Origin of the sequence: Streptomyces sp. NPDC058864 (genome assembly GCF_042742985.1) — a bacterium.
Taxonomy (GTDB): Bacteria; Actinomycetota; Actinomycetes; order Streptomycetales; family Streptomycetaceae; genus Actinacidiphila.
On the sequence record NZ_JBHYMQ010000029.1, the window covers coordinates 68,913 to 89,196 of the forward strand.

The window sequence follows — 20,284 nt, forward strand, 5'->3', positions numbered from 1 at the left end:
CGGCGGCCGTCCGGGCGCACCGGCCCGCGCGCCTCCGGAACCGAAGGGACCCACCTCCATGAAGCTGCCGCCGCATCCCGGCCTCGCCGGGGACACCGTCTACCTGGACCACAACGCCACCACACCCGTCGACCCGAGGGTCGTGAAGGCGATGGGGCCCTCCTTCACCACCGGGTTCGGCAATCCCTCCAGCGGGCACGCCTGGGCCGCGGAGCCCGCCGCGGAACTCGCGCGGGCCCGCCGCCGGGTCGCGGCGCTCATCGGGGCGAGGGCGGAGGGGATCGTGTTCACCGGGTCGGGGTCGGAGGCGAACAACCTGGCGCTGCGCGGCGCGGTGCTCGCCTCGCGAAGGTCCGGTGCCGGCCGTCCGCACGTGGTCACCCAGGTCACCGAGCACCCGTCGGTGCTGGAGACGTGCCGCGCGCTGCGGCGGCTGCACGGGGTGCGGGTGACGTACCTGCCGGTGGACCGGGAGGGCCGGCTCGACCCGGCCGTACTGGCCGCCGCGCTCACCCCGCAGACCGTGCTGGTCTCCGTCATGGCCGCCAACAACGAGACCGGCACGCTGCAGCCCGTCCCCGAGCTCGCCCGGCTCGCCCGCGCCCGGGGCGCGCTGTTCCACTGCGACGCCGCGCAGGCCGCCGGGAAGGTCCCGCTGGACGTGGGCGGCCTGGGTGTGGACCTGCTGACGGTGGTGGGACACAAGATGTACGCGCCGAAGGGGATCGCCGCCCTGTACGTACGCCCGGGCCTGCGCCTGGAACCCCTGGTGTACGGAGGCGGGCAGGAGGGCGGACTGCGGGCCGGCACCGAGAACGTCGCCCTCGCGGTGGCGCTGGGGGCCGCCGCCGAGCTGGCGGCCGCGGAACTCGCCGCCGGCGCCGGCCGGCGCGCCGAGGCGCTCCGCGACCGGCTGCACCGGGGCCTGACCCGGGCGCTGCCCGGCCGGGTCCACCTCAACGGCTCCGTCCGCCACCGCCTGCCCACCACGCTCAGCGTCCGCTTCGAGGGCGTGGCGGGCCACGAGCTGCTCGCCGCGGTGCCCCGGATCGCGGCCTCCACCGGGTCCGCCTGCCACAGCGGCAGCCACGGGGCCTCCCCCGTGCTGCGGGCGATGGGCCTGGACGACGACCGCGCGCTGAGCGCCGTACGGCTGTCGGTCGGGCGCTGGACCACGGCGGACGACGTCGACCTGGCGGCCGGACTGCTCGCCGCCGCCGCCGGCGCCCTCGCGGCGCGCTCCGGCTCCCCCGCCTGAGAGCGCCGCCCGGGGGACCCGTCCCGCCGGACTTGCGGGCGGCCCCCCGCCGGGTAGCGTCGGGAGGAGGTGGGACCACCGCACGAAGGAGCAGGCGGATGGGCGTAAAACGGTGGATCGACGCCTGGCCGGTGTACCGGCAGCTCACCGGGACGGATCCGCTGGGCCGGGGCAAGGCCGCGCAGTCGGCCCGCTCGGCCGCGCTGGCGTCCCGTACGGAGAGCGCCGACCGGGTGGCCGGCTCGGTGTGCCCCTACTGTGCCGTGGGCTGCGCGCAACGCGTCTTCGTCAAGGACGAGAAGGTCGTCCAGATCGAGGGCGACCCGGACAGTCCCATCTCCCGCGGCCGGCTGTGCCCGAAGGGCTCGGCGAGCAAGCAGCTGGTCACCGGCCCGCAGCGGGAGCAGCGGGTGCTCTACCGCCCGCCGTACGGCACCGCCTGGCAGGAGCTGGACCTGGACACGGCCATGGACATGGTGGCCGACCGCGTGCTCGACGCACGGCGCAAGGGCTGGCAGGACACCGACGCGGACGGGAAGGTCCTGCGCCGCACCATGGGCCTGGCCAGTCTCGGCGGGGCGACGCTGGACAACGAGGAGAACTACCTCATCAAGAAGTTGTTCACCGCCCTCGGCGCCCTGCAGATCGAGAACCAGGCGCGTATTTGACACTCCGCCACGGTTCCCGGTCTGGGAGCCTCGTTCGGACGTGGCGGCGCCACGGACTACCAGCAGGACCTGGTGAACTCCGACTGCATCGTCATCATGGGCTCCAACATGGCCGAGGCCCATCCGGTCGGGTTCCAGTGGGTCATGGAGGCCAAGGCACGCGGCGCGAAGGTCATCCACATCGACCCCCGGTTCACACGCACGAGCGCGCACGCCGACCAGCACGTCACGCTGCGGGCCGGCACCGACATCGCGTTCCTCGGCGGCGTGATCAACCACATCCTCACGCACGACCTCGACTTCCGGGAGTACGTGAAGGCGTACACCAACGCGCCCTATCTGCTGAGCGAGCGGTACCAGGACACCGAGGACCTGGACGGGCTGTTCAGCGGCTACGACCCGTACACCGCGGCCTACGACGCGTCGAGCTGGTCGTACGCGAGCGTGCCCGTGGAGGAGCAGCCGGGCCGGCTGCTGAAGGAGGTGTCCGCCCCGTACCAGCACGGCGCGGGCGGCCCGTTCATCGAGGGCGCCGCGGGCGGCATCGAGGCCGACCCCGCGCTGGAGCACCCGCGCTGCGTGTTCCAGGTGCTCAAGCGGCACTTCTCCCGCTACACGCCCGAGATGGTGGAGCGGATCTGCGGGGTGCCGCAGGAGCTGTTCCAGGAGGTGTGCCGGGACTGGACGGAGAACTCCGGCCGGGAGCGCACCACCGCACTGGTGTACAGCGTCGGCTGGACCCAGCACTCGGTGGGGGCCCAGTTCATCCGGGCCGGTTCGATCGTCCAGCTGCTGCTGGGCAACATCGGACGGCCGGGCGGCGGGATCTTCGCACTGCGCGGCCACGCCAGCATCCAGGGCTCCACGGACGTGCCCACCCTGTTCAACCTGCTGCCGGGCTACCTGCCGATGCCCGACACCACCCACGCGGACCTGGCCACCTATCTCGACGGGGTGCGCGGCCGGGGGCAGAAGGGCTTCTGGGGCGCCGCCGACGCGTACATGGTGTCGCTGCTCAAGGAGTACTGGGGCGACGCCGCGACCGCGGAGAACGACTACTGCTTCGACTACCTCCCACGGGTCAACGGCGACCACGGCACCTACCGCACCGTGATGGACATGGCCGACGGCGGCAAGGTCTTCGGCTACTTCCTGCTCGGGCAGAACCCCGCGGTCGGCTCCGCCCACGGGCGGCTGCAGCGCCTGGGCATGGCCAACCTCGACTGGCTTGTCGTCCGCGACCTGGCCATGATCGAGAGCGCCACGTTCTGGAAGGACGCGCCGGAGATCGAGACCGGGGAGATCGTCACCGAGCGGTGCCGCACCGAGGTGTTCTTCTTCCCCGCGGCCTCGCACGTGGAGAAGGCCGGCACCTTCACCCAGACGCAGCGCATGCTCCAGTGGCGCGACAAGGCCGTGGAACCGTCCGGGGACCAGCGCTCGGAGCTGTGGTTCTTCCACCAGCTCGGCCTCCGGCTGAAGGAGCGGCTGGCCGGCTCGACCGACGAGCGCGACCGTCCCCTGCTGGACCTGGCGTGGGACTACGAGACCGAGGGCGACGAGCCGTCCCCGTCGGACGTGCTGCGCCACATCAACGGCATCGACCTGCGCACCGGGCGGACCGTCGACGGCTACCCCGACCTCAAGGCGGACGGTTCGACGGCCTGCGGCTGCTGGATCTACAGCGGCGTCTACGCGGGCGAGACCAACCAGTCCCGGCGCCGCACCTCCCGCTTCGAGACCGGTCCGTACGACGCGGAGTGGGGCTGGACATGGCCGCTCAACCGCCGTGTGCTGTACAACCGCGCCTCCGCCGACCCGCAGGGACGGCCCTGGAGCGAGCGGAAGAAGCTGGTCTGGTGGGACGCGGAGGCGGGCGAGTGGACCGGCCGCGACACCCCCGACTTCGAGAAGCACAAGCCGCCGGGCTACAGGGCCCCGGCAGGGGCGTCGGGGATCGAGGCGCTCGACGGCGACGACGCGTTCATCATGATGCGCGACGGCAAGGGCTGGCTGTTCGCCCCGGCCGGACTGGCGGACGGCCCGCTGCCCACGCACTACGAGCCGCACGAGTCGCCGGTGCGCAACCTGCTCTACGGCCAGCAGGGCAACCCGGTGCGCAAGGTCTACGGACGCCCCGACAACCCGTCCAACCCCGCGCCGCCCGAGGCGCACTCCGAGGTGTTCCCCTACGTCTTCACCGCGGCCCGGCTGACCGAGCACCACACGGCCGGCGCGATGAGCCGTCAGCTGCCCTACCTGGCGGAGCTCCAGCCGGAGTTGTTCGTGGAAGTCTCACCGGAGCTGGCGGCCGAGCGCGGGCTGCGCCACCTGGACTGGGCCCATGTGGTCACCAGCAGGACCGCGGTCGACGCGCGCGTGGTGGTGACCGATCGAATGGCGCCGCTGCGCGTCGACGGACGGGTCGTGCACCAGGTCTGGATGCCGTACCACTGGGGCCAGACCGGCCTCACCAAGGGCGACGTGGTCAACGACCTGATCGGCGTGGTCGCCGACCCCAACGTCTTCATCCAGGAGAGCAAGGTGCTGACCTGCGACGTCCGGCCCGGCCGGCGCCCGAGGGGACCGGCCCTGCTGGAGTACGTCGCGGACTACCGCCGACGGGCCGGCATCACGGCGGAGACCGGCACCCGGATAGCGACGGCGGGCGGTCACATCGAGCGGGCGCACATCGAACCGGACCGGCCGGAGGAGCCGTCATGACGCAGGACAACAGCTTCTACGGGCCGCTCGCGGACCCTGCAGGGAACGCCGGCCACCGCGACCACCCGGAGCGCGTGGGCTTCTTCACCGACACCTCCGTGTGCATCGGCTGCAAGGCGTGCGAGGTGGCCTGCAAGGAGTGGAACGCCATCCCCGAGGACGGCATCGACCTGCTGGGCATGTCGTTCGACAACACCGGCATGCTGGGGGCGAGTTCGTGGCGGCACGTCGCCTTCGTCGAGCAGCAGCGCCCGCTCGGCCGCCAGGACGCGGGCCTGGCCGAGCTGCCCGTCGGCCCGTCCGGCACGGAAGGGACGGCCGAGGTGGTGGCCGACGCCCTGGAGGTCGCCAAGCGGGGCGGCGGCGACCTGGGCACCGCCCCGGTGGACCTGGGCTTCCCCTCCTTCGACCTGCCCGGCGCCGGGACGGGCGCGGAGGCCCGCACCGAGTTCCGCTGGCTGATGTCCTCCGACGTGTGCAAGCACTGCACGCACGCGGGCTGCCTGGACGTGTGCCCCACCGGCGCGCTGTTCCGCACCGAGTTCGGCACGGTCGTCGTCCAGCCCGACATCTGCAACGGCTGCGGCTACTGCGTGTCCGGCTGCCCGTACGGCGTCATCGACCGGCGGCCCGACGACGGCCGGGCCTGGAAGTGCACGATGTGCTACGACCGGCTCCGCGACGACCTGGAACCGGCCTGCGCCAAGGCCTGCCCCACCGACTCCATCCAGTTCGGCCCGCTGGACGAGCTGCGCGAACGCGCCGACCGGCGCCTGGCGCAGCTGCACGAGGCCGGAGTCACCGAGGCCCAGCTGTACGGCCGCGACCCGGACGACGGCGTGGGCGGGGACGGCGCGTTCTTCCTGTTGCTGGACGACCCCGAGGTGTACGGGTTCCCGCCGGACCCGGTCGTGCCGACCCGCGACCTGGTGTCGATGTGGAAGCACGCGGGCGTGGCGGCGTCGGCGCTGCTCGCGGCGTCGGCCGCGGTGTTCCTCGGCGGGGTGCGGCGGTGAGCGGCGACCGGTCCGTGCGGCACGGCCGGGGCGGGCGCGACGACGACGGGAGCCGCGAGCGCTCCATGGTGCCGAAGGCGACGTTCCGTTCCTACTACGGGCGTCCCGTGCTCAAGCCGCCGGTGTGGGAGTGGAAGATCCCGGCGTACCTGTTCACCGGCGGGCTGTCGGCCGGCGCCGCCCTGCTCGCGGCGGGGGCGGACCTGACGCGGCGTCCCGGACTGGCCCGGGCGGGCCGGGTCGGCGGCTTCGGCGCCCTGCTCGTGAGCATGTACCTGCTGATCGCCGACCTCGGCAGGCCGGAACGCTTCCACCACATGCTGCGGGTGGCCAAGCCGAGTTCGCCCATGTCCGTGGGCACCTGGATCCTCGTCGCGTACGGGCCCGGCAGCGCGCTGGCGGCCACGGCCGAGCTGCTGCCCGCGGGCGTGCGCGCCACGCTCCCCGGGAGGCTGCTGCGCGCGGCCGCGCGCCCGGCCGGACTGTCGGCCGCGCTCTTCGCGCCCGGCGTCGCCTCGTACACGGCCGCGCTGCTGTCGCAGACCGCCGTACCCGCGTGGCACGACGCCCGCCGTGAACTGCCCTTCGTCTTCACCGGCTCGGCGGCGGCGAGCGGTGCGGGCCTGGGCATGCTCCTGGCCCCCGTGGCCGAGGCCGGCCCCGCCCGGCGGCTCGGCGTGATCGGCGCGGCGGCCGAAATCGTCGCCTCCCGGCTCATCGACCGCCGCCCGGGCCTCGTGACGGAGGCCTACACGACCGGCCGCCCGCACCGGCTGCGCCGGGCCTCCGAGTACCTCACCCTCGGCGGCGCGCTCACCGCGCTCACCCTCGCCCGGCGCAGCCGCGCCGCGGCGGCCGCCGGCGGGCTCGCCCTGCTGGCGGGCAGCGTCCTGCAGCGGTTCGGCACCTTCGAGGCGGGCGTCGCCACGACGAAGGATCCCGCGTACGTGGTGAAACCGCAGCGCGAGCGCCTCGCCGGCGGGGCGTGAGCCGGGGGCTCGTCGTCCGTGTGCGGGTTCGTTTGTGGCTGCGGTTGGGTTGGGTTTTTTCCCCGCCCGCCCTCCCGTTGCCCCGGTGCGGTCAGTGACCGCCTCGCTCTGTCCGGCTGTGGGTCGTTGGCGCGCCGGCGCACTCCCCCAGCCTTCGGCCGGGGGGACCCCCAGAGCGCTCGCGGATTCGCCGGAACATGCCATCACCGGCATCACCGCTCGTCTCCCCCAGCCTTCGGCCGGGGGGACCCCCATGGGCGCACCCCGCCACACCCCCTCCCGTTGAGTGGGCGACTAACGGCCGGAGGGGGGTGAAGAGGCAATCCGGGGTCACCGGTTCGGTGGGTGAGCCGGGGGTGGGGCCTTCGGGGTGGGCATTCTGTACCGCATATTTATGCGCATGGCGGGCAACCCGGATCAGTACCGCTCTGCCGCACAACAAATGCACGTCAGCGTCCAGAACGCCCACCTCCCCCACCCCCTCCCTATCGCCAGCGGCCAACGCCCGGTGGAGGGTGATGGAGCAGTCCGGGGTTGCCGCACGTGCCTTACTCACCCCCCTCCGGTCGTCAGTCGCCCCAACGACGGGAGGGGGTGTGCAGGGTTGCGCCCATGGGGGTCCCCCCGGCCGAAGGCTGGGGGAGACGAGCGGTGATGCCGGTGACGAAATGACCCGGCGAATCCGCGAGCGCTCTGGGGGTCCCCCCGGCCGAAGGCTGGGGGAGTGCGCGGGCGCGCCACCGACCCCCAACGCACGCAGCGAGGCGGTCACTGAGCGACCGGGGCCACGGGCGGGCGGCGGGGAAAAAGCCCCAACCGCAACCACAAACGACCCGCACGCGGACGACGTGGCCCCGGGAATCGTGCCGGTGTGGCGGAAGCCCCCGGGGCGGCCGCCGCCGTACCCTGGGCGGCAGCCAGGCCAGAGCGAAGGTGCTGCCGATGGACCGCGACCAGACCTCCACCGCTGCCTCCCCGTCCGCCGACGCCCGCCGCCGGGTGCCACGCACGGACGCGCTGCTCGCCGACCCCCGGCTCGCCGCGGCGACGAAGCGGCTGGGGCGGTCCGTGGTCAAGGAGGTGGTGGCCGGGGTGCAGGCGCGGGCGCGGGCCGGCGAGGTGCCCGTCGACGGGCTCGCCGACGCCGCCGTCGCGGCGCTCCCGGCGACCGCCGCCGGGCTGCGTCCGGTGCTCAACGCCACCGGGGTGCTGCTGCACACCAACCTCGGTCGCGCCCCTTTGTCGCGGGCGGCCCGTGACGCCGTGCTCGCCGCGTCCGGGACCACGGACGTGGAGCTGGACCTCGGCACCGGCAAGCGCTCCCGGAGGGGGCGGTCCGCGTTGGAGGCGCTGCTGCGGCAGGTGCCCGCGGCGGAGGCGGCGCACGTGGTCAACAACGGCGCCGCGGCGCTGGTGCTGGCGGCCACCGCGCTGGCCCGGGGCCGCGAGATCGTCGTCAGCCGCGGTGAGCTGGTGGAGATCGGGGACGGCTTCCGGCTGCCCGACCTGCTGGTCTCCACGGGCGCCCGGCTGCGCGAGGTGGGGACGACCAACCGTTCCGCGCCGGAGGACTACGCGGCGGCCGTGGGTCCCGACACCGGGTTCATCCTGAAGGTGCACCCCTCCAACTTCCGCATCACCGGCTTCACGCGGGACGTGCCCGTCGCGGAACTGGCGCGGCTGGGCGTGCCCGTCGTGGCCGACATCGGTTCGGGGCTGCTCGTCCCCGACCAGGTGCTGCCGGACGAACCCGACGCCTCCGGGTGGCTGCGCGCCGGGGCGTCCCTGGTCACCGCCAGCGGCGACAAGCTGCTGGGCGGGCCGCAGTGCGGCCTCGTGCTGGGGCGCGCCGAACTGGTACGGCGGCTGGCCCGCCATCCGCTGGCCCGCGCGCTGCGCGTGGACAAGCTGACCCTCGCGGCCCTGGAGGCGACCGTGCGCGGCCCCGAGACACCGACCCGGACCGCTCTGCACGCCGACCCCGTGCGGCTGCGGGACCGCGCCGAACGCCTCGCGGCCGGGTTGCGCGCCCACGGCTTCGACAGCGCGGCGTGCGAGACGCTGGCGGTCGTCGGCGGCGGCGGCGCGCCGGGCGTCACCCTGCCCAGCGCCGCCGTGTCGTTGCCCGCGAGGTACGCCGCCCTGCTGCGGCGGGCCGAACCCGCGGTGATGGCCCGGGTGGAGGACGGCCGGTGCCTGCTCGACCTGCGGGCCGTGCCGGAGGAGGCCGACGAGGAGCTGGCGACGGCCGTGCGCCGGGCCGGCACCCTGCCGGGGACCGGCGGCTGACGTGCACGTCGTCGCCACGGCGGGCCACGTCGACCACGGCAAGTCCGCGCTGCTGCGGGCCCTGACGAGGATGGAACCCGACCGGTGGGCGGAGGAGCGGCGGCGCGGCATGACGCTGGACCTCGGGTTCGTGTGGACGCGGCTCCCCGGCGCCGGGGACATCGCCTTCGTGGACGTACCCGGGCACGAGCGCCTGGTGGGCAACATGCTGGCCGGCGTCGGCCCGGTCCCCGCGGTGCTGTTCGTGGTCGCCGCGGACCAGGGCTGGCAGCCGCAGTCCGAGGAGCACCTGACCGTCCTGGACGCGCTCGGCGTACGGCACGGCGTCCTCGCCGTCTCACGCTGCGACCTGGCCGACCCCGACGCCGCGCGGAAGGAGGCGAGGGCCCGCATCGCGGAGTCCTCCCTCGGGGAGGTGGAGTGCGTGGCCGTCAGCCCCGTCACCGGTGCCGGCCTCGACGGGCTGCGGGCGGCCCTGGTCCGGCTGGCGGGCGGGCTCCCCTCCCCCGATCCGGCGGCGGACGTAAGGCTGTGGGTCGACCGCGCCTTCACGGTGCGGGGCCGGGGCACCGTCGTCACCGGGACGCTCGCCGCGGGCACCGTCCGGGTCGGCGACCACCTCCGTCTCGCGCGTGACGGGCGTCCGTTGCGCGTGCGCGGGCTGGAGTCCCTGAAGGAGCCTCGGCAGGAAGTCGGCGCGGTGGCCCGGGTGGCGGTCAACGTGACCGGACCCGGCGCCGGGTCCGTGCGGCGCGGGGACGCGCTGCTGACCCCGGACCGCTGGCTGACCACCGATCTCGTCGACGTGCGGCTGCGCGGCGACGCCGCGGGCGACCTGCCCCGCGAGCTGATGCTGCACGCCGGTTCGGCCGCCGTGCCGGTGACGGTCCGTCCGCTCGGCGACGAGAGCGCGCGACTGCGGCTCGCCACGGCGCTGCCGCTGCGGATCGGCGACACCGCCCTGCTGCGCGACCCGGGGCGGCACCGCGTCCCCGCCGGACTCACCGTGCTCGACGTCCGTCCACCCCGGCTGGCCCGTCGTGGCGCGGCGGCGGCACGCGCGACCGAGCTGCGGTCCCTGCCCGAGGTCGCCGACGGGGCGGCGGAACTGCGCCGCCGTGGGCTGGTCCGACGGAGGGAACTGCTCGCGATGGGCGTCCGCCCCCCGGGCGACCCGGTGGCGGGCGACTGGCTGGCCGACCCGGACCACTGGGCCGCCCTGCGCGACCGGCTGCGGGAGGTGGTCGAGGAGCATGCCCTGCGCAACCCCCTGGAACCCGGCATGCCCCTGGAGGCGGCCCGTCAGGCGCTCGGGCTCCCGGACCGTTCCCTGGTGGAGGCGCTCGCCGGGGCCGTACCGGGCCTGCGGCAGGGCGACGGACGGCTGTACGGGAGCCACGCCCGCCCCACACTGCCGCCCGCGGCCCAGGCCGGGGTGGAGGCGGTGCGCGCCGACCTGGCGCGTGCGCCGTTCCGCGCGCCGGAGGCCGAACGGCTGGAGCGGCTCGGGCTGACCCCGAAGCTGCTCGCGGCGGCCGAATCGGCGGGGGCGCTGCTGAGGATCGGCGAGGGGATCGTGCTGCTGCCGGGCGCGGACGCGCGGGCGGCGGCCGTACTGGCGCGGCTGGAGCAGCCGTTCACCGCGAGCGAGGCGCGCCGGGCGCTGGACAGCACCCGGCGGGTCGTCATCCCGCTGCTGGAGCGCCTCGACCGGCAGGGCCGCACCGTGCGCCTGGACGGTGCCCTCCGCCGCTGCGCGGAGCCCCCCGGGCCCGGGGACGTGCGCGATGCGCGCTGAAGCACAGGGGCGGCGGACCGGCCGGCGGAGACGGACGGGAATCGAACCCGCCTGCCCGAGTTGCTCGGACACCTCGGTTTTGAAGACCGGGAGGGCCACCAGGCACCCTGACGTCTCCCTGCCGGGCCGGACCCCCATCGAACCTCCGGCCCCCACCCGAGTCAACGCACCACACGGCGGTGTCGCCCGGGCCCGGGCGACCGCGGTGCCGGTGCCCACCGCGGAAGGACCATGACGGCCATGACGGGAACCGGTGTGCGGCAGGACAGCGTGCGGCTGACGCAGTACGCCCACGGCGGCGGCTGCGCCTGCAAGATCCCCCCGGGGGAGCTGGAGAAGATGGTGGCCGGGCTGACCCCCGGGGGCCCGGCGGGCATCCCCGGGGGCGACCTGCTCGTCGGCCTGGACACCGGTGACGACGCGGCCGTCGTCCGGCTGCCCGGCGGGCGGGCGGTGGTGACCACCGCGGACTTCTTCACCCCGGTGGTCGACGATCCCTACGACTGGGGCCGGATCGCCGCCGCCAACGCGCTCTCCGACGTCTACGCCATGGGCGGCACTCCGCTCGTGGCGGTCAACCTGCTGAGCTGGCCGCGGGACGTGCTGCCGCTGGAGCTGGCCCGGGAGGTGCTGCGCGGCGGGCTGGACGTCGCGGCCCTGGCGGGTTGCGTCGTGGGGGGCGGCCACAGCGTCGACGACCCGGAACCCAAGTACGGGATGGCCGTCACCGGCACCGCCGACCCGGACCGCCTGCTGCGCAACGACGCGGGGCGGGCGGGTGTGCCGCTGTCGCTGACCAAACCCCTGGGGCTGGGCGTGCTCAACAACCGCCACAAGTCGACCGGTGAGGTCTTCCCGCAGGCCGTGGAGACCATGACGACGCTGAACCGGGACGCCGCGGAGCGGGCACTGGCCGCGGGCGCGGTGTGCGCGACCGACGTGACCGGCTTCGGGCTCCTGGGCCACCTGTACAAGCTCGCCCGTGCCTCCGGGGTGAGCGCCGTGGTGCACGCCTCGGCGGTCCCGTACCTCGAAGGGGCCGGGGAGGCGGCGGCGGAGGGCTACGTCAGCGGCGGCACCCGCCGCAACCTCGCCTGGGTCGCCCCGCACACCGACTTCGGCGGCGCGGACGAGGTGACCCGGCTGCTCCTGGCGGACGCCCAGACGTCGGGCGGCCTGCTGGTGGCCGGGGAGGTGCCCGGCGCTCCGGTCATCGGGGAACTGGTAGCGGCGGGTGAGCACCGGCTCTTCGTGCGCTGACCGCCGCGCCGCCGAAGGCCCGACCTGTCGGAACAGTGGTTGTTACACTGTTTCTCCGGACTCGCCCACCAGCCCGGAGCGCATCGTGACCATCACCCATGCCGACGTGCGGGCCGCGGCCGCCCGCATCGCCGGGCACACCCGCCCCGTCACGCTCGCCCCGGTGGACCCGGGGACGTTCGGCGCCGCCGTGCAGGGCTGGCTGGCCCTGGAGTCCATGCAGCACACGGGGTCCTTCAAGGCGCGCGGGGCGTTCAACTTCGTCCGGAGCCACGTCGAGCGGGGCGCTGTGCCCGAGGCGGGCGTGGTGATCGCCTCCGGCGGCAACGGGGGCCTGGCCTGTGCCTGGGCCGCGGCCCGGCACGGCGTGCCCGCCACGGTGTTCGTCCCCGAGACGGCCCCCGCGGTCAAGGTCGCGAAGCTGCGCGAGCTGGGCGCGGACGTCCACCTGGCCGGCAGCGAGTACGCCGATGCCCTGGAGGCCTCGCAGAAGTACGCGGCCGACAGCGGCGCCCTCGAGTCCCACTCCTACGACCATCCGCTCGTCGCGGCCGGGGCGGGGACCCTGATGGAGGAGATCGCGGCGGCACTCCCCGGCCTGGACACCGTGGTCCTCGCGGTCGGGGGCGGCGGGCTCTTCACCGGGGTCGCCGCGTCCGCGCTGGAGCACGGGGTGCGGGTCGTGGCGGTCGAGCCCGAGGGCTCGTGCGCGCTGCACGCGGCCGTCGCGGCCGGCGAGGTGGTGGACGTACCCGTGGACTCGGTCGCGGCGGACTCGCTGGGCGCGCGACGGGCCTCCCGCATGGCCCTGGAGTGGGCGCTCAAGGACGGCGTGCGCTCAGTCCTCGTCCCCGACGAGGCGATCGTCGCGGCCCGCCGCACGCTGTGGGACCACCGCCGCCTCGCCGTCGAGCACGGCGCAGCGACCGCCCTCGCCGCCCTCACCTCCGGCGCCCACCGCCCCGCCCCCGGCGAGCGCGTCGCCGTCGTCATCTGCGGGGCGAACACGGATCCGTCCGACCTGGCACGCGCCTCCTGAGGGCCCGTCCGACGGAACGTCAGGGCCCTGGCGGCCGCCGCCCCCGGAGCGGTTGAATGCCGCGGTGACGAACGACATGCACACGACGGACGCCGGCGCGGCCGGGCAAGCCGGCGACGGCGTACGAGCCGTGGAGTTCACCTGGACGCCGAGCAGGGACGACATCGCCGAGGCGCTCGGCGCGCAGCGGCGCCGCCTCGATCTCTGGCGGGGCCCGCTGTTCTCCGCCGCCGTCACGGTGGCGGTGATCGCCGGACTGCGCGAGTTCGCTCCCGGTGCGGCCGACATCGTCGGGCTCGCCGCAGCCGGCGGCGCGGGAACGCTGACCTGGCTCGTTGCCGGAGTGCTCGACCGGAGGCGCCAACTGCGGAACGTGACCGCACACGTCCGCGCCCAGGGCGAGTGCACCATGCGTGTGGACGACGACGGCGTCCACAGCGCTTCCGCCCTCACCGAGTTCAAGGTGCCCTGGACGTCACTCACCCACTACGTCGAGACGCCGCGGCTCTTCCTGCTGGTCCACGACGACGGCATGGGCAGCATGAGCCTGCTGCCGAAGCGGGGCGGGGACGGCGTACCGGAGGCGGAGGTGGAGACGGAAGGGCTGCGCGCGATCGTGACCGGGCACCTGGGGGCGCGGCCGCTCGGCGTCAGCGGTGGCCGGGCGGGAGGTGCTCGGCGCGGGCGGCGTGGATGAGGTCGCGCAGCGCCTCGTAGTAGACCCCGTGGTCGACCAGGACGGGGAGGACGGCGTTCATCGCTCCGGTCAGCGTGGGGAAGTCCGCGGGGTCGAGCGCCGCCAGGGCCGTGCGTGCGGCGGCGACGGCCTTCTTCTCGTCCCGGTGGTCGCCGAAGGCGACGGCACCGAGGGTGAGCAGGTAGAGCCTGCGGTAGACGCGGATGGCCGTGTCCGCGTCCATGCCGGCGGCGATGCTGTGCGTCATCTGCGGCTCGACGAGCCGGCCCAGCATCTGCGGGCCCAGCCAGGAGCGCCCGGCGCGCAGCGCCACCAGCCCGGGGTGCCGGCTGAGCAGGCGGTACAGACCGGTGAAGCGGGTCTCCGTCGCGGCGGCCCAGTCGCCCGTCGGCGGCACCAGGGGGAGCGACGCCGCGACGTGGTCGGCGCAGGCGCTCAGCAGCCCGTCGAAGTCACCGCAGCGCCGGAAGACGGTGGCGTGCGAGACGTCGAGACGCTGGGCCACGGCGCGGAAGCTGAGCCCGGCGGGACCGTCCTCGTCGATGACGGCGAGTGCCGTCTCCGCGACCGTGTCCAGGGTCGGCTGATCGGCGGCCACCTGCTTCCTCTTCACGCGCCACAGCGTATCGAGCGGTGTGTCACCCGGTGACGACGTCGAACCGGACCTTGCCGCGCGGCTCTCCGTTGACCTGCAGTTCGAGGGCGTGCTCGCCGGGGTGGAAGACCCGGGTGCTGATCGGCTTGAAGGAGCGGGTGCCGGTGTGCTCGCTCCGCTCCCCCGGCTGGAGGGTGCGGGTGGTCAGCTTGTAGACCTTGGGCGCCGTGCTGCCGTTGGCCTTGCGGTAGTGCACGACGTAGTCGACGACGAGGCGCAGCGGCGTGTCGCCCTGGTTCTCCAGAGCGAAGGCGAAGCGCAGTTCCCCGCCCACCGCGACGACGGGCCGGGCCACGGACGGCCCCTCGACGGTCAGGCCCGTGGCGGGCCCGAACCCCAGCAGTGCCAGGGCTCCCTGGTCACCGCGTTTGACGGCGGTGCGGAGCGCGTGCCGGACGACCCGGGGCGTGTGGGCGTCGGGGGCCGCCGTCCACCGCCGCGCCGTCTCGACGGCCAGGTCGGCGCGGGCGTGGCTGATGTCGTTGACGTGGTTGGCGACGGACCTGCGGACGTACTCCGAGGGGTCCTTGTAGAGCTCGCCCAGGATGGGCAGGGTCGCCTCGGGCCGGGCGAGGATCGCCGGTACGCGCACCGCCCAGGGCAGACGGGGCCGGGTCCCTTCGCTGGCCAGGCGGCGCACGTGCTCGTCCGGGTGCGCGGTCCAGCCGGTGACGACGGCGAGCGCCCGGTCGAGGTCGGCGTTGAGCAGACGGCGGATGGCGAACTCGGCGGTCAGCCGCGGTGTCAGGTCCGCCAGCAGGTGGAGCCCGTCCTCGAAGGCCGTTCCCTCCGGGGTGCCGGAGGCGAGGGCGGCCACGGCCTCGGTGACCGGCCAGATCATCCAGCCGGTGAAGCGCGGGTCGGGCAGCGCGGCCCGTACGACGGCCTCCAGGCCCGCCGGGTCGGGCGGGCCGGAGGCGAGCACGGCGTCCCGCACGAGGTCGCTGCGCTCGCGCAGCGCCAGGCCGTCGAGCGCCGGCAGGGTGTCGCGCACCGCCGCGGCCATCGGTGCCGGGCCGGCCGCCGCCAGGCAGTCGGCGAGTCCGGCGACGGCGGCGGGGCCGAGCAGTTCGTCCGCGGTGGGCACGGGGCCTCTTCCTCCGGTTCCTCTGGCAGGTCAGGTACGGTCGCGTTCGGCGTAGCGGGCACGCATGAGCTCGCTCGCGGCGGGACCCGCCGCGTACACGAACGCCTCGCTGTCGTCGAGCCGCCGGCCCGTGGCGGCGTCGACCACGACCGGCTCGACCTCCTCGCCCGTCTCCGCGTCGACCAGGATCATGCTGCGTTCCTGGGGCGCGAGGCGGGAGTTGCCCCAGGCGGCGAGGGCCACCACGACCGGGCGCAGTGAGCGGCCGAGGTCGGTGAGCAGGTACTCGTAGCGGGTCGGGTGGGTCTGGTACGGCCGCCGTTCCAGCAGCCCGTCCGCGACGAGGGTCTTCAGGCGGGTGGTGAGCATGCTCGAGGAGATGCCGAGGTTCTCCTGGAACTGGTCGAAGCGGGTGTACCCGTCGAAGGCGTCGTGCAGGATGAGCAGTGTCCACCACTCGCCGACGTGCCCGACGGTCGTCGACAACGGGCACTCACGGTCTTCCAGCCGGATACGGCTCACCATGTCGACCACCTCCGCGCGGTTGGTGCCGGGGTCACTGAACGTTGTCACTTTTATGTTAGCAGCAACCCTGGCACCGACCGACCACCCGGCCCGCGGTCAGACCTCGATGACCAGGCGTTGGACGAGGCCGTCGCGCAGGGTGAACCGGTAGCGCAGATCGACGGTGCCGCCGGGGAAGTCCCCTTCCAGGTGCTGGACGGCGACGTAGTGGTGGGCGTCGGTACGCTCGGCGCCGGTCAGTTCCGTGGTGTAGGTGTACTCGCTCGCCGCGGTCTCCAGCCATTGCGCGATGGCCGCCGCGCCCTGCCGGGTCGCGCCCTCGTCGGTCACGACCGCGTCGGCGGTGAAGGCCGAGACGGCGGTGGCGGTGTCGCGGACGCGGTGGGCGGCCAGGTAGCGGGTGATCACCGCGGGGAGCTCTGCGGTGGGGATGGGCTGCGGTCCGGTGGTGTTCATCGGGTCCTTCCAGGGGGTCGGTCAGGGGGAAGCCGGTCAGAGGGTGGGGACGGTGCCGCCGTCGATGACGTGCTCGGCGCCGACGATGGCCGACGCACGGTCGGACACGAGGAAGGCCACCAGTTCGGCGACCTCCTCGGGTTCGTTGGGACGGCCGAGGGGGATGCCGCCGAGGGAGTCCATCAGGCGCCCGAGCGCCGCCTCGGACGTGATGCCGGCCTCACCGGCGATGCGGTCGACGAGGGCGTCGGCGGCCGCCGTGCGGACGAAGCCCGGGGAGACGCTGTTGACGCGGACGCCGTGCGGGGCGACCTCGTTCGCCAGGCCCTTGCTGTAGGTGGCCAGGGCGGCCTTGGCGGCGGCGTAGGCGAGGGTGCCGTTCCACAGGGGCATGCGGCGCTGGATCGAGGTGACGTGGACGATGGCGCCCCTGCCGGACCCGATCATGCCGGGGAGGAGGCCGCGGTCGAGGCGGACGGCGGCGAGGAGGTTGGTGTTCAGCTCCTTCGCCCAGTCGTCCTCGCCCAGTGCCGCGAATCCCCCGGCGGGCGCCTCGGAGTGACCGAGGTTGTTGACGAGGATGTCCACCCCGCCCACCCGGTCGGTCACTTCGCGGACGACGGCGGCCGCCCCCTCGGGGGTCGTCAGGTCGGCCGCCACGAAGGCCTTCGGATCCGCGTCCGGCGGCTCGCGGCGCGCCGTCACCAGGACGGTCGCACCGGCCCGGGCCAGCCGGCGGGCGACGGCCGCGCCGACGCCTTTGGTGCCTCCGGTGACCAGGGCACGGCGGCCGGCGAGGGATTCGTTGAGGGCGATGCTCACACTGCACTCCGGGGTCACTGCTAGAAAAGAAGTTATGACTGCGACCTTAGCACCCACTGGCGACGGCGCCACCCCGCCGCACTCGGACCGCCCCACGGCACACAGGGCATTGGTATAATGGTCTGACATTAACGCGGTACCGGGAACCGAGAGGGGCCACAGTGGACAGCGGAACGCTGATCGTGGGCGCGAGTCAGGCCGGTCTCCAATTGGCCGTCTCGTTGCGGCAGTTGGGGGACACTTCACCGATCACCCTGGTGGGCGAGGAGGAGCACGCGCCGTACCAGCGGCCTCCGCTGTCGAAGGAGTTCCTCGCCGGAGAGGTGGGCCCGGAGTCGCTCGCCTTCCGCGCGCCCTCCTTCTACGCCGACGCCGGCATCGACCTCGTGAGCGGCGAGCGCGTCACAGAGGTGTCGCCGGCCGCCGATGGCCGCCCGGGCTCGGGTGCCGCGGTCACCGCGAACGGGCGCACGCTGCGCTTCGGCCGGCTGGCCCTCACCGTGGGGTCGAGCCCGCGCCGGCTGACGGTGCCGGGCTCCGGGCTCGGCGGGATCTGCTACCTGCGCGACCGCGACGACGCGACGGCCCTGCGGTCACGGCTCGGCACGGCGTCGCGGGTCGTCATCGTCGGCGGGGGCTTCATCGGCCTGGAGGCCGCGGCGGTGGCCCGGGCGCTCGGCAGGCACGTCACCGTCGTCGAGGCGGCACCGCGGCTCATCCCGCGCGCCGTGGCCCCCGTCGTCTCGGAGTTCTACCGGCAGGCCCATCTGCGCCGCGGTACGGACGTCCTGCTCTCCCGCGCGGTCTCCGCGTTCGAGGGGGCCGACGGCAAGGTCGGCGCCGTGCTCCTGGCCGACGGCACTCGCGTGCCCGCCGACCTCGTCCTCGTCGGTGTGGGCGTCGTCCCCCGGACCGAACTCGCCGAACAGCTGGGCCTGGAGTGCGACAACGGCATCCTGGTGGACGCCCACGCCCGCACCAGCGACCCGCTGGTCGCCGCCGCCGGGGACTGCACCGTCCAGCCGCACCCGACGACCGGCGAGGGCAGGGTCCGCCTGGAGTCCGTGCAGAACGCGGTCGCGCAGGCGACGGTGGCCGCCGCCACGCTGCTCGGCAGGGCGCGGGAGACCAGGAACGTGCCGTGGTTCTGGTCCCACCAGGGCGACCTCAAACTGCAGATCGCCGGGCTCTCCACCGGTTACGACGCGTACGTGGTGCGCGGCGACCCCGGCAGCGAGCTCTTCTCGGTCCTCTACTACCGGCAGGGCCGGCTCCTGGCGGCCGATGCGGTCAACAGCCCGGCCGACTACATGGCGGTGCGCAAGGCCCTGTCGCAGGACGCGACCATCCCCCGGGCCCGGGCGGAGGACACCGGGACCCCCCTCAAGTCGCTGATCACCGCGCCGCCCGAGGCTCTGAGGTCCGCCTGACGCGCCGTACGGCTGAATGGCCGGGGCCGGGTCGACAGCGCCCCCGGCCGGACGGCACGGTTGCCCCATGGCGACTCTCGGACTGATCGGCAGCGGTAACATCGGCGGCACCCTCGCCCGGCCGGCGGTCGACGCCGGCCTCGACGTGGTGCTGAGCAACTCCAGGGATCCGCAGACGCTCTCCGGCCTGGTCGCCGAACTCGGCCCGCGGGCCCGCGCCGCCACCCCGGCGGAGGCGGCCGGGGCGGGCGACTGGGTCGTGGTCACCGTCCCGCTCAAGGCCGTGCCCCAGGTGCCGCACGCCCCGCTCGTCGGCAAGACCGTGATCGACACCGGCAACTACTACCCCGAGCGCGACGGGCGGATCCCCCAGCTCGACACCGGGGAGCTGACCGAGAGCGAGCTGCTGCAGCACCACCTGACGGACGCTCACGTGGTGAAGGCCTTCAACAACATCTTCTTCCGCCACCTCGCCGCCCTCGCCCGCCCCGCGGGAGCGCCGGACCGCAGCGCGCTGCCCATCGCAGGCGACGACGTGGCCGCGAAGGACGCCGTCACCGCGCTGCTCGACGCCCTGGGCTACGACACCGTGGACGTCGGCCGGCTGAAGGAGGGCCGGCGCTTCCAGCCCGGCACCCCCGCCTACGGCACCCCCTACCTCGAGGACCCGCACGCCCAGCTCTGGGAGGACCCGGGCGGCCCGGCGGGCCTCGCCGAGTTGCGCCGGGCCCTCGACGCCGCGTAGCGCGCCGCGGGCTACCCCGTGGTGCCGAAGGTCACTCGGTAGTCGCACCGGCCCTTGCACGCCATGGTCGCCGCGTCGTCGAAGGCGTACGAGTACGCGTACGGCGCGGCGTCCTTGAAGACCCTGGTGTAGTCGACCGGCCACTTCGACGGCACGCAGTGCTCGCGGCCCGCCCAGGCACCGCGGCAGCAGTAGACGTCGCCGCCGAAGGCCGCGCAGGGCGGCTTGCACCCGGTCACCTGCCCGCCGGACTTCGCCCGCATGGCACTCGGGCAGTCGACCGGCTTGGTGCACGCCCCCTGGTAGCAGCCGTCGGGGCTGACCGGGTCGCGGGTGGTGGTGTGGGAGATGTTGATGTACATGGGCAGGTTGGCGCCGTCCACCATGCTGACGTCGTAGAAGTCCATCCCCGCATAGGCGTCGAAGGTGAACTCCCCCAGCGTGGTGGGCGGGTTGGGCCCGGTGCACACCGAGGTGCAGTCCCCGGTGCGGCACGGCCCCGCTGCCGTCGAGTCACATCCGGTGCGGCCCCAGATGCGGCCGCCCCACCCGTCCGGCACCGTGAGCGAGGTGCTCTCCCCGGGGGAGAGCCTGCGTCCCCGCGGATAGGCGGGCGAGTCGGTGACGACCGCCCAGACTGTCTCCCTCGTGTGGTTGACCAGGGTGATCAGCCGTGTGCCGGGCCGGGGCACGGCGGCGGGCGGGCGCCGGGGGCCGGGGGGGGGGGGGCCCGCGGGGCCCCCCGGGGGCCCGGGTGCGGGGCGCGTGAGGCGTGGGGCGTGCCGGACGTTGCCGGCTCTTTCAGACGAGCTTCGCCCGGAAGATC

Annotated in this window: 17 protein-coding genes and 1 tRNA gene; 11 read left to right on the forward strand and 7 right to left on the reverse strand. The window is 74.5% G+C overall.

What is annotated here, in order from left to right; all coding sequences use genetic code 11:
* Positions 1–58: 58 nt before the first annotated feature.
* The 6 genes from ACFW3D_RS22405 (at position 59) to selB (ending at position 10,742) form a co-directional block, all read left to right on the forward strand.
* Positions 59–1,258, forward strand: a complete 1,200-nt coding sequence (locus ACFW3D_RS22405) for a cysteine desulfurase family protein (RefSeq protein WP_500506260.1) — start codon at positions 59–61, stop codon at positions 1,256–1,258.
* 98 nt (positions 1,259–1,356) lie between these two features.
* Complete coding sequence (gene fdh, locus ACFW3D_RS22410) at positions 1,357–4,650, forward strand: formate dehydrogenase (RefSeq protein ID WP_500506263.1); 3,294 nt, start codon at positions 1,357–1,359, stop codon at positions 4,648–4,650.
* On the forward strand, positions 4,647–5,666 hold the full coding sequence (locus ACFW3D_RS22415; protein ID WP_500506265.1) for a 4Fe-4S dicluster domain-containing protein: 1,020 nt from the start codon (positions 4,647–4,649) through the stop codon (positions 5,664–5,666). The genes fdh and ACFW3D_RS22415 overlap by 4 nt, the downstream gene beginning before the upstream one ends.
* Positions 5,663–6,655, forward strand: coding sequence for an NrfD/PsrC family molybdoenzyme membrane anchor subunit (nrfD, locus tag ACFW3D_RS22420; protein WP_500506267.1), 993 nt, complete (start codon positions 5,663–5,665; stop codon positions 6,653–6,655). Before ACFW3D_RS22415 ends, nrfD begins: the two co-directional genes overlap by 4 nt.
* A gap of 942 nt (positions 6,656–7,597) precedes the next feature.
* Positions 7,598–8,944, forward strand: a complete 1,347-nt coding sequence (gene selA, locus ACFW3D_RS22425; protein ID WP_500506269.1) for an L-seryl-tRNA(Sec) selenium transferase — start codon at positions 7,598–7,600, stop codon at positions 8,942–8,944.
* 1 nt (position 8,945) lies between these two features.
* Positions 8,946–10,742 carry a selenocysteine-specific translation elongation factor gene (gene selB / locus ACFW3D_RS22430; protein ID WP_500506272.1) on the forward strand — a complete coding sequence of 599 codons (1,797 nt, stop codon included), beginning with the start codon at positions 8,946–8,948 and terminating at the stop codon, positions 10,740–10,742.
* A gap of 25 nt (positions 10,743–10,767) precedes the next feature.
* Here the strand turns inward: selB and ACFW3D_RS22435 are convergent.
* A tRNA-Sec gene (locus ACFW3D_RS22435) sits at positions 10,768–10,860 on the reverse strand.
* A gap of 122 nt (positions 10,861–10,982) precedes the next feature.
* On the opposite strand from ACFW3D_RS22435, the gene selD reads away from it, so the two are divergent.
* From selD to ACFW3D_RS22450, 3 genes are all read left to right on the forward strand, one after another.
* Entirely contained in the window at positions 10,983–12,002 is a 1,020-nt protein-coding gene (gene selD, locus ACFW3D_RS22440; RefSeq protein ID WP_500506274.1) for a selenide, water dikinase SelD, read from the forward strand.
* Between the two features lie 82 nt (positions 12,003–12,084).
* Positions 12,085–13,041, forward strand: coding sequence for a threonine/serine dehydratase (locus tag ACFW3D_RS22445; RefSeq protein WP_500506306.1), 957 nt, complete (start codon positions 12,085–12,087; stop codon positions 13,039–13,041).
* 64 nt (positions 13,042–13,105) lie between these two features.
* Positions 13,106–13,738 carry a YcxB family protein gene (locus ACFW3D_RS22450; protein ID WP_500506277.1) on the forward strand — a complete coding sequence of 211 codons (633 nt, stop codon included), beginning with the start codon at positions 13,106–13,108 and terminating at the stop codon, positions 13,736–13,738.
* Here the strand turns inward: ACFW3D_RS22450 and ACFW3D_RS22455 are convergent.
* From ACFW3D_RS22455 to ACFW3D_RS22475, 5 genes are all read right to left on the reverse strand, one after another.
* Positions 13,692–14,351, reverse strand: coding sequence for a TetR/AcrR family transcriptional regulator (locus tag ACFW3D_RS22455; RefSeq protein WP_500506280.1), 660 nt, complete (start codon positions 14,349–14,351; stop codon positions 13,692–13,694). The two genes, ACFW3D_RS22450 and ACFW3D_RS22455, sit on opposite strands and share 47 nt — an antisense overlap.
* A 25-nt stretch (positions 14,352–14,376) precedes the next feature.
* Positions 14,377–15,480, reverse strand: a complete 1,104-nt coding sequence (locus ACFW3D_RS22460) for a DNA alkylation repair protein (RefSeq protein WP_500506282.1) — start codon at positions 15,478–15,480, stop codon at positions 14,377–14,379.
* A gap of 30 nt (positions 15,481–15,510) precedes the next feature.
* Positions 15,511–16,005 carry a winged helix-turn-helix transcriptional regulator gene (locus tag ACFW3D_RS22465; protein WP_500506308.1) on the reverse strand — a complete coding sequence of 165 codons (495 nt, stop codon included), beginning with the start codon at positions 16,003–16,005 and terminating at the stop codon, positions 15,511–15,513.
* Between the two features lie 96 nt (positions 16,006–16,101).
* Positions 16,102–16,461 (reverse strand): nuclear transport factor 2 family protein, encoded by a 360-nt coding sequence (locus tag ACFW3D_RS22470; RefSeq protein WP_500506284.1) that lies wholly within the window; start codon positions 16,459–16,461, stop codon positions 16,102–16,104.
* Positions 16,462–16,497: 36 nt separating this feature from the next.
* A complete protein-coding gene (locus ACFW3D_RS22475; protein ID WP_500506286.1) occupies positions 16,498–17,283 on the reverse strand; it encodes an SDR family oxidoreductase in 786 nt (261 codons plus the stop codon).
* Between the two features lie 161 nt (positions 17,284–17,444).
* Here ACFW3D_RS22475 and ACFW3D_RS22480 point away from each other — a divergent pair, with 161 nt between their 5' ends.
* A complete protein-coding gene (locus tag ACFW3D_RS22480) occupies positions 17,445–18,713 on the forward strand; it encodes an NAD(P)/FAD-dependent oxidoreductase (RefSeq protein WP_500506288.1) in 1,269 nt (422 codons plus the stop codon).
* Between the two features lie 67 nt (positions 18,714–18,780).
* The gene (locus ACFW3D_RS22485) at positions 18,781–19,458 is read left to right on the forward strand and encodes an NADPH-dependent F420 reductase (protein ID WP_500506291.1); all 678 of its coding nucleotides are present in this window, start codon (positions 18,781–18,783) and stop codon (positions 19,456–19,458) included.
* Positions 19,459–19,469: 11 nt separating this feature from the next.
* Here ACFW3D_RS22485 and ACFW3D_RS22490 read toward each other — a convergent pair whose 3' ends face one another.
* The gene (locus ACFW3D_RS22490) at positions 19,470–20,150 is read right to left on the reverse strand and encodes a thaumatin family protein (protein ID WP_500506293.1); all 681 of its coding nucleotides are present in this window, start codon (positions 20,148–20,150) and stop codon (positions 19,470–19,472) included.
* Between the last annotated feature and the right edge of the window lie 134 nt (positions 20,151–20,284).

Coding starts and splice junctions, on each gene's coding strand:
- ACFW3D_RS22405 (WP_500506260.1), top strand. CDS start 59: ATGAAGCTGCCGCCGCATCCCGGCCTCGCCGGGGACACCGTCTACCTG.
- ACFW3D_RS22415 (WP_500506265.1), top strand. CDS start 4,647: ATGACGCAGGACAACAGCTTCTACGGGCCGCTCGCGGACCCTGCAGGG.
- selA (WP_500506269.1), top strand. CDS start 7,598: ATGGACCGCGACCAGACCTCCACCGCTGCCTCCCCGTCCGCCGACGCC.
- selD (WP_500506274.1), top strand. CDS start 10,983: ATGACGGGAACCGGTGTGCGGCAGGACAGCGTGCGGCTGACGCAGTAC.
- ACFW3D_RS22465 (WP_500506308.1), bottom strand. CDS start 16,005: ATGGTGAGCCGTATCCGGCTGGAAGACCGTGAGTGCCCGTTGTCGACG.
- ACFW3D_RS22470 (WP_500506284.1), bottom strand. CDS start 16,461: ATGAACACCACCGGACCGCAGCCCATCCCCACCGCAGAGCTCCCCGCG.
- ACFW3D_RS22485 (WP_500506291.1), top strand. CDS start 18,781: ATGGCGACTCTCGGACTGATCGGCAGCGGTAACATCGGCGGCACCCTC.